Origin of the sequence: Hominimerdicola alba 8, from assembly GCF_000178155.2 — a bacterium.
GTDB lineage: Bacteria > Bacillota > Clostridia > Oscillospirales > Ruminococcaceae > Hominimerdicola > Hominimerdicola alba_C.
The window spans coordinates 110,859-120,168 of record NZ_ADKM02000066.1 but is presented as its reverse complement, the minus strand read 5'-3'; the positions used below and the strand labels follow the sequence as shown (position 1 = coordinate 120,168).

Here is a 9,310-nt window from a genome sequence, read left to right as displayed (position 1 = left end):
AAAACTACCCTGCGGGTCGCTTATTTCTTTCCCGATAACACTGTTTTGTTTAGAACTGTCAGCCCATATGTCTGAGTCACGTTCCCGCTCTATATCAAGAAATGTACGAGCCCTGAACACTCAAAAGGCTTTCGCTTACATCCATCGGACTCGCTCCTCTCATCATAAACTAAGATACCTGCGGAGTCTGTACTGCGTGGTGAAACATGTTCTCACACGGGACTGTTTGCAGTACCTTTACTCTCACCCGAGAATATCTCACATTTAAGGAACTATCGGCTTTAATATCAAGACCCAACGGTAACAACGTGCCTGTCGGCTCATCACCGCCACCGTTTTATTGATTTTATCTGCTTTCCTTTTCCTTGAATATACTATACCACATTTTTTGTGCTTTGTCAATAGTTTTTCTCAACATTTCAATATTTTTTATATTTAATTATTTCAAAAATAAATATAGTCTTTTTTTAGAAAAAGCTACTTGACTTCTGGGGGAGAATGTTGTATAATATATGTGTTGCGGCGGTCAAAACGGGCTTCGCCGCTTTTGTTTTTCTGACTGTTTTTGCGGTCAGATGATAACAGGGATATTGGTATGGTATCTTCCCTGTCAGACAGGTCACCTTATTACAATATATAAGATGCGGTCTGTGCAGGCGGGATAAGCATATTGTTACGATCAAGGAGGTCTTGGTATGGACGAGCAGATGAATGAGTACACCCCCGATCTTTATGAACTGATGGACGAACAGGGCAACAAGCAGACTTTTGAACTGCTGGACTGCATGGATTTCGAGGACGAAAGATATTACGCACTGACCCCTTATTTTGAGGAAGATGATGCTGACAAGATACTTGATGAGGCTTCACTGCTGGTCATTCTCAAGGTTGAGTATGACCCCGAAACAGGTGAGGAGATACTGGCTTCCATCGAGGACGAAGAACTTTTTGACCGCGTTGGTGCGGCTTTTGAAGAGCGCCTTGAAGAGATGTTCGATTTTGAGGACGACGAGGACGGCGAAGAATAAGCCTTTACGCGATGTCAATATTTTAGTTTATACAATATTATACTCGCTATTTTGTCTATTTTACCGTTTGCAATCCGATGTGATATGTGGTATAATATAGACAGCATAAAGGAAGCGGTGCTTCCGATAACAAAATAAGTCTTTTGATTGCTACCTTGTACGATCAAGCATAGATATTGTAAATCCAACACTTACTAAAAGGGATTCGCACTCTTGGTGAAGATTGAAGACCTCCCGCCCGAACCGCATTTGCCGTTCGGTCAACGGACGAAGGGATCATGAGGCTCTAAGGTCGTCTTACCCACCCTGCAATTTTTGCGGGTTTATCTTCTATGCGACGGCAAGGCGGCAATTTTTTTAGGATAAAGCGGGTAGAGTTTCTCTGCCCGTTTTTATGTTCATATAATGTAAATATGTGGGACAGTCCCCACACAATATATAGAAATGAGGTATACAAAATGCAGAAGATAATAGACAAGTCGCCCGAAGCGCTGGACGCTTATTTCAAAGAAGCAGGCGCGGAGAAAATACTGCTGGTCGGCGGAAAATCGATGGACAGGCTGGAGATAGGCGGATATTTCCGCAGTCTTGAAGAGCGCACAGGCATAAAGGTCGTGAGGTTTTCAGACTTTACACCGAACCCCGACTACACTTCGGTGCTGGCAGGTGTGAAACTCTACAAAGATGAAGGCTGTGACATGGTCGCTGCTGTGGGCGGCGGCTCGGCTATGGATACTGCAAAGTGCATCAAAATGTATGCCACTATGGACGACAGCACCGAGTTCATATCGCAGAAGATAGTACCCAATAATATAGAATTCCTCGCTGTTCCCACGACCGCAGGCACTGGCAGTGAAGCAACGCGCTACGCCATCATCTACTATAACGGCAATAAAATTTCTGTGACCGACTACAGCTGTATACCGACAGCAGTCGTCTTCGACCCCGATACGCTGAGCGGTCTGCCTGTGTACCACAAAAAAGCAGCTATGCTCGATGCGCTCTGCCATGCGGTGGAGTCCTACTGGTCGGTGCATTCCACCGATGAGAGCAAGGATTTCGCTGAACAGGCGATAAGACTGCTTTTCGCTTCCTGCAAGGCGTACCTTGACAACACCGAGCAAGGCAGGGCTGACATGCTGAGGGCGGCAAATCTGGCAGGTCAGGCGATAAATATCACCGCCACCACTGCGGGGCATGCCATGTGCTATAAGCTGACCACTCATTACGGTCTGGCACACGGACACGCGGCGGCGCTGTGCGTGAGGGCGCTGTTCCCCTTTATGGTTGAAAATACTGCGCTTTGTATAGATCCGCGCGGGCAGTCCTACCTTGAAAAGACTTTTGACGACCTTGCCGAAGTTATGGGCTGTCACTCACCTGCGGCGGCGGCTGAGAAATTTTCTGCCTTTTATGACAGTCTGGGGCTTGATACACCGAAAGCCACTGAGGAAGAACTTGAAATGCTTTCGGGTTCAGTCAATACCGAACGTTTGAAAAATCACCCGATAGAACTCACCAAAGAGAGCATATACTCCCTTTACAAAAACATGCTTTGTACAATTCATAATTCATAATTCATAATTCATAATTCATAATTTTTGACATGACCGAAATAATTCCGTTCTAGCAGGAGCTTTGCCGCAGACAAAGCTGTGCAAAAACACAAATCGGTGCGTGAGTCAAAGCGGTCGGTCAAGCCCGCCGCCGGAGGGCTTGCGGGAGTTTGAGGGCAGTGCCCTCAATAGGTGAAGCAGTCCACAAGCAACGCCAAAAATTATAGCAATCCAACTTTTTAAATTCACAAAATCCAGTCGCAAGAGCTGGGATTTATGGGTTTTGTGACTGGATTTTGTCTGAATTTTAAGGCGGATTGCTATAGTTGAGCAAAGCAAAACAAAAGCCCAGAAGTCGGATAAGAACAACAGATCTTCCGACCCAAATGCGGGCAATTCGCAAATAATAGAGCGCGGACGATACTCTTGTCTGCGCCCTTTCTTTATGCCGGCGGCGAATTGCCGGCGAAAAGTTAGCGCGACAGCGTTTTCGGCGGAGGCGCACGCGAATGTGCCGGTCAATAATTCAGGGCACAAAACCCGGTGGGCGGGCGGGTGGGGCGCACTCCAAATAAAAGCATGTCAAGGAGTATTGGCACACACGGTTGTGTCGGCTTGACAAACACCGTCAGAACTGCATTCACCTTTGGCAGAACGGCAAACCATCTTCTGCACAGCATTGATGTTATCATGTGGCGGGAGTCATGCCGACACATTCCATATAAGCCACAGCATTTTGCACAACGAAATTAGCCTGCTTTTATAGAATGTCGCTATAATAGGTTCTAACTTGTGAATGGATGTACTATATATTATGAATATATACTTAACATTTGTGAAAATCACGAAAAGGGCTTGCAATTTGCAAAGTTTTGTAGTATAATATAGACATTCCAAAAGATTTATGGAATTCACTAGTTAATTTACCATATAGAAAAGGAGAATATCTATGGAACTGAAAAATTTCATCGCTCACGGCGACATCTATGACATCTATGAGTGCGACGGCAAGTCTATCAACGTTTACAATAAACCCGAGTATAAGGAGAAATGCCTTTACGCAGCGCTGACTCATGCAAGGTGCGAGACCACTATGGTCAATTCTTTCATCAAAACACCTATACTGCATGAAGTTTCTGTAGTTGACGGCAAGTGGGCTATCTCCTTCGACTTCATCAAGGGCAAGACCCTACAGCAGTTAATGGACGAAAATCCCGATAAGATGGAAACCTACCTCAACCAGTTCATCGACATTCAGATGGAGATACATGCTCAGTACATGCCCCTGCTCTCCAAGCTGAAAGACAAGATGGCAAGGCAGATAAAATCGCTCGCCGCCATTGACGAGATAAAGAAGTACGAACTGCTGACCAGACTGGACTCGATGCCAAAACACATCAAACTCTGTCACGGCAACTTCGCACCAAAGAATGTCATCATCAATGATGAGGGCACTTATGTCATCAACTGGTCTGCCGCAAGACAGGGCAACGCTTCTGCCGATGTTGCAAGGACTTACCTGCTCTTCTGCCTCAATAATCCCGATACTGCTGACGCTTACCTCGACAAGTACTGCCTAAAGAGCGGTACTTCAAAGCAGTATGTTCAGGCATGGCTGCCGATCGTGGCTGCCGCTCAGCTGATAAAGGGCAGAGAAGAAGAAAAGGATCTGCTCATGCGCTGGATCGACGTTGTGGACTATTCCTGATACGCGCGCAAATACGTTTTCAAAGCGGAGGACTGCGGTCTTCCGCTTTTTTGCGTATGCTGCGTCGCTGAATAACAACAGGCTTTTTTCTTAAATATTGAAAATGCTCAAATAAAATGCGCTTTTACTGAGCGTTTTGTGCTATAGCGCAAAATGTTGGGTGTACCCTTGACAAAAGGTTTTTAATGTTTTATACTTAGTATGTACATTTATGTTTAAATTTTTAAGGTATTTCACAATGTACGCACACAAGGGTTCAACGCCCGAATATATGAAGAAACAGGAGGAACTGTGTTATGAGAATTTGTGCAATATGCGGCGCACAGATCGAGGATGGCATGAAGTTCTGCGGCGGCTGCGGCGCTGTAGTGGCTGACGCTGCTGATGCGGCTCAGGCTGCTGTAGGAGGTATGGATCCGCAGGCAGGCGCTTACCAGAACAACGGTGCCAACTACGGTCAGACGCAGCAGTACAACAACTTCCAGCAGGCTGCGGCAGCTGTGCCGAAGAAGCCTAACCCGCTGATCGAGAAGATCAAGAAAAATCCCAAGATGGCGCTGATACCGCTGGCAGCACTTGTGGCGATAATCGTTGCTATAATCATTATAGTAAATGTCACCAAGTACCAGAAGGTAGATGCTAAGGAACTGTTCGAGTTCAAGTTCGAGGGTCTGAACAGCTACGGTACTGTTACAGGCGACCTGAACGCTTATTCTAACGACGTTTATAAGGAGAGCGACAAAGCGCTTGCAATTAAGAGCAATCTTAAGGGTTCGAGCAAAGAGATGAAAGAACTGCTTGACGACCTGGACGTTACTGATGAAAAGGAAGTTTCACCTTTCCTGTCAGTTGACCCCAAAGTGCTCGAAAAGACATGGACAAAAGCTAAGGACACCAGCGATATCATCTCGATGAGAAAGGCTCTGCTGAAGACCAACCCTAATGATAAGTACCTTATCAAGGCTAAGTTCGACAAGGACAAGAACCTCAAAAACGGCGACAAGGTAAAGGTAACCATCGAATATGATGAAGATTACCTCAAAGATAACAAGATCAAGCTGACCAACACCGAGTTCACACTGGAAGTCAAGAACCTTGAAGAGGGCATCGACTTTGATCCGTTCGATGAGAAGTACTTCACTGTCGAATTCAGCGGTCTTGACGGCGAGGGCAGTGTGTCGATAGACAGCACAGCTGATACCCCCGATGATCTCTACTACAACTACGACTACACCTCAAGTCTTTCAAACGGCGACAAGATCACCGTTACCTGTGAGATATATGACCTTAAGCCCGCAGGCGATGCTTTCTATTTTGAGAGCGATGGCAAGTGCTATGTCATCAAGAGCAAGGATGTCCTGAAAAAGGATATCGAAGTTACAGGTCTTACCGAACTGAAAGAGATCGATGTATTCGAGAACATCAAATTCGTATATGACAGGGGTACTCCTTTCCTTAAGGTAAAGGATATCGACAACGACAACATGGATAAGCTGGTCGTTGACAATGTAAACTTCTATCTGGAAAACAACGACAGCCTTAAGGCGGGCGACAAGTTCAAAGTCAAGGCTTACAGCTACAGCCTTAAGTCTGAGGGCTACAAGATCAAGGGCGAGATGGACGAAGACGGCTACGTTGTAAAGGAATTCACCGTTGAGGACACCATGCCCGCATACGTAACTGCCGACACCGCAAAGGCAGCTTACGAGAGCGCTGACTTAAAGGATCTCATCAGCGATGAAGAAACCGAGATCAAGACAAGACTTCAGGGCAACAGCGCAAGCTGGCTGAGCTACGCTACCAACGTAAACTACAAGGGCAAGGTAGAAAAGGTAGACAGCATGGTGCTGAAGGATGTTTATGTCGCATTCACTTCCAAGAACAACTACAACAACGTGAGCGACTACGTTAACAGAGTTTACGGTCTGTACGAGATAAAGGTAAAGACCGATGACGAAGAGGAAAGCACAGGCTCACTGTTCGCAGTTATCTACCTCGAAAACGTGCTGACTGCTGACGGCAAGTTCTACCAGAGCAGCAGCTGGGACGATGTAAGGTACGCTCTCTACGGCACTATGAACGACTTCAACAAGGAAGTTGTAGGCAAGGAAGGCTACACCGTTACCAAGAGCGGCAGCTCAGGTTCATCAGCTCCCGAAGAGCCTAAGCCTGAGGAAACCACTACCACGACTACCACCGCTAAGGAAGAAGAGTCTAAGGCTGAGGAATCCACCACTACCGCTAAGGAAGAGGACAAGAAGGACGAAGAGAAGAAGGACGAGGACTCTAAGGAGGAAACTACCACCGCCGCTAAGGAGGAGGAAAAGCCTGCTGAGGAGACCGAGAAGGCTTCTTAAACCTGATATCACTATCCCCCCGATATTTCGGGGGGATTTTTTTGTAAGTTGTATTGTGCAAATTGTCCGCACAGGGGTGAAAATACTTGTAAGAATAGTACGTACAATTTTGACGATGCCCCCTTGCAATCGGGGCGTGAGTGTGGTATACTAAACGCTGTAGCAGGACATCGTGCGATAAACAGACAGCAATGATATGTTCCGATACTGACAGTTATACGCGGCGCACCTGCTTTCATAAGACAAAATATTTACAATAACGGAGCTGATATAACGATGGTACACACTAAGATACGACCGCTTCCGATGGGACAGGTGACAGTGACAGATGAATACTGCGCCAACGCTTTCAACAAGGAGATAGCCTATCTGCTGAGTTTTGACACTGACAGACTGCTGGCAGGCTTCCGTGAAACTGCGGGGCTTGATATGCGCGGCGCGGTGCGATATTCAGGCTGGGAGGACGACCTCATCGGCGGGCATTGTGTGGGTCACTACATGACGGCTGTTGCGCAGGCTTACGCTTCACTGCAAGAGGGCGACTCCCGCAGAGATGCGCTGTACAAGCTGGCTGTCACCACGACAGACGGTCTTAAAGAATGTCAGCAAGCACTGGGAACAGGGTTCATATTCGGCGCAAAGATAATAGACAAAAACAACGTTGAAGCGCAGTTCGACAATGTGGAAAAGAACCTTTCCAACATAATGACGCAGGCGTGGGTGCCTTATTACACGCTCCACAAGATACTGGCGGGCGCGATAGACATCTATAGGCTGACAGGCTATGAGAATGCGAAAACAGTTGCTTCACGCTTGGGCGACTGGGTGTACCGCAGGGTCAGCAGATGGTCGGAAGAAACACAGCGCACTGTTCTGGGCATAGAATACGGCGGCATGAACGACTGCCTGTATGAACTCTATGCCGTGACAGGCAAGGAAGAACACGCGATAGCGGCGCACTGTTTCGATGAAGTACCGCTCTTCGAGAATGTATATGCAGGCACCGAGAATGCCCTCAACAACAAGCACGCCAACACCACCATACCGAAGTTTCTCGGTGCGCTGAAACGCTATGCGATACTTGACGGCAGAACGGTGAACGGTGAAACTGTCGATGCGGGTAGGTATCTGGGATATGCAGAACGCTTCTGGGATATGGTGGTGCAAAAGCACAGCTACATAACAGGCGGCAACAGCGAGTGGGAACATTTCGGCTGTGACTATGTGCTCGATGCCGAGCGCACAAACGCCAACTGCGAAACATGCAACACCTACAACATGTTGAAACTCTCCCGCCTGCTGTTTGAGATAACAGGTGAAAAGAAGTACGCCGACTATTACGAGAACACTTTCATAAACGCCATACTTTCCTCACAGAACCCCGAAACGGGCATGAGTACCTATTTCCAGCCGATGGCTTCGGGCTATTTCAAGGTGTACAGCACCCCTTACACAAAGTTCTGGTGCTGTACAGGTTCGGGCATGGAGAATTTCACAAAGCTGGGCGACAGCATATATTTCACTGAGGGAAATGCGCTTATCGTCAACCAGTATATAAGTTCATCGGCAGAATGGTCGGAAAAGGGCGTGAAAGTCGAGCAAATGACCGATATACCGAACAGCGACACTGCAAAGTTCATGATACACGGCAAGGGCGGCATATCGCTGAAATTAAGACTCCCCGACTGGCTGGCAGGCGATGCCGTTATAACCGTTGACGGCAAGGCATACGATGCAGATATAAACGGCGGCTATGCAGAAGTAAGCGGCATCGCTGACGGCTCGGTGGTGGAGATAAAACTCCCGATGGAGGTAAGGGCGCACAGCCTGCCCGACAATAAGAACACCTACGGTTTCAGATACGGTCCCATCGTGCTGAGTGCAAGGCTGGGCACCGCCGAGATGACCGACACTATGACAGGCATAGAAGTCACGATACCGCAGTACAGCAGGATAGAAACTACCTACGTGCCGAGCGGCAGTGAGAAGATACATATTGCAGACGGCACTGTCAGCGAATTTATAGAGAACATCACCGAGAACCTTGTGCGCGTCGGAAACAGGCTGGAATTCGCCTTAAAGCACACAGATGCCGAACTGACTTTCCTCCCCCACTACTCACAGTACAAACAGCGCTACGGTATCTACTGGCAGTTTTTGGAGAAAGGTGCTCAACAGGACGCGGACGGCAGTCAGCCCAAAGACCTGCTGGACACCGTTCAGACGGGTTACGGGCAGTATGAGAACGATGAACTGCATCAGATGGCAGAATACGGAAACGGCTCAACAGGCGTGACAGACAGCGGCACTTCGCGCTGTGCCAACGCGGGCGGCAGTTTCTCTTACAGGATGCTGGTGGACGACAGCGCCGAAACTTCCCTGCTGGCGGCTTTTGCGAAATCTGACAGCGGCAGGGGCATCGTCATAAAGGCGGGCGGCTGTGAGATATACAGCAAGGTGCTTGACTATGACGGCGATGACGAAGAATATCAGGTCGAGATACCGATACCTGCCGATATAGTGAACAGGTATGCCGAAAATGTCAGCGCCAACGGCATCAGCGGCAAGGCGCTCACATTTGAATTCAGCGGCATAGAGGGCGGCGCATCGGCAAGGCTGTGTACTTTCCTGTACACTGTGCGCAAGGGCTGAAAACGTGCA

Annotated in this window: 5 protein-coding genes; all 5 read left to right on the top strand. The window is 47.9% G+C overall.

Annotated elements, in window-relative coordinates; all coding sequences use genetic code 11:
* The first annotated feature begins 695 nt into the window (after nucleotides 1-695).
* Nucleotides 696-1,028 (top strand): DUF1292 domain-containing protein, encoded by a 333-nt coding sequence (locus CUS_RS07060; protein ID WP_002848835.1) that lies wholly within the window; start codon nucleotides 696-698, stop codon nucleotides 1,026-1,028.
* Between the two features lie 458 nt (nucleotides 1,029-1,486).
* Complete coding sequence (locus CUS_RS07055) at nucleotides 1,487-2,605, top strand: phosphonoacetaldehyde reductase (RefSeq protein WP_002848737.1); 1,119 nt, start codon at nucleotides 1,487-1,489, stop codon at nucleotides 2,603-2,605.
* Nucleotides 2,606-3,533: 928 nt separating this feature from the next.
* Entirely contained in the window at nucleotides 3,534-4,292 is a 759-nt protein-coding gene (locus CUS_RS07050; protein WP_002848848.1) for a phosphotransferase family protein, read from the top strand.
* A 296-nt stretch (nucleotides 4,293-4,588) separates the two neighbouring features.
* Entirely contained in the window at nucleotides 4,589-6,649 is a 2,061-nt protein-coding gene (locus CUS_RS07045) for a zinc-ribbon domain-containing protein (RefSeq protein ID WP_002848873.1), read from the top strand.
* Between the two features lie 276 nt (nucleotides 6,650-6,925).
* Complete coding sequence (locus CUS_RS07040) at nucleotides 6,926-9,301, top strand: glycoside hydrolase family 127 protein (RefSeq protein WP_002848750.1); 2,376 nt, start codon at nucleotides 6,926-6,928, stop codon at nucleotides 9,299-9,301.
* Nucleotides 9,302-9,310 lie beyond the last annotated feature (9 nt).

Bases quoted from the DNA above. Each gene is read 5' to 3' on its own strand.
- CUS_RS07045 (WP_002848873.1), top strand. From the start codon at position 4,589: ATGAGAATTTGTGCAATATGCGGCGCACAGATCGAGGATGGCATGAAG.
- CUS_RS07060 (WP_002848835.1), top strand. From the start codon at position 696: ATGGACGAGCAGATGAATGAGTACACCCCCGATCTTTATGAACTGATG.
- CUS_RS07050 (WP_002848848.1), top strand. From the start codon at position 3,534: ATGGAACTGAAAAATTTCATCGCTCACGGCGACATCTATGACATCTAT.
- CUS_RS07055 (WP_002848737.1), top strand. From the start codon at position 1,487: ATGCAGAAGATAATAGACAAGTCGCCCGAAGCGCTGGACGCTTATTTC.
- CUS_RS07040 (WP_002848750.1), top strand. From the start codon at position 6,926: ATGGTACACACTAAGATACGACCGCTTCCGATGGGACAGGTGACAGTG.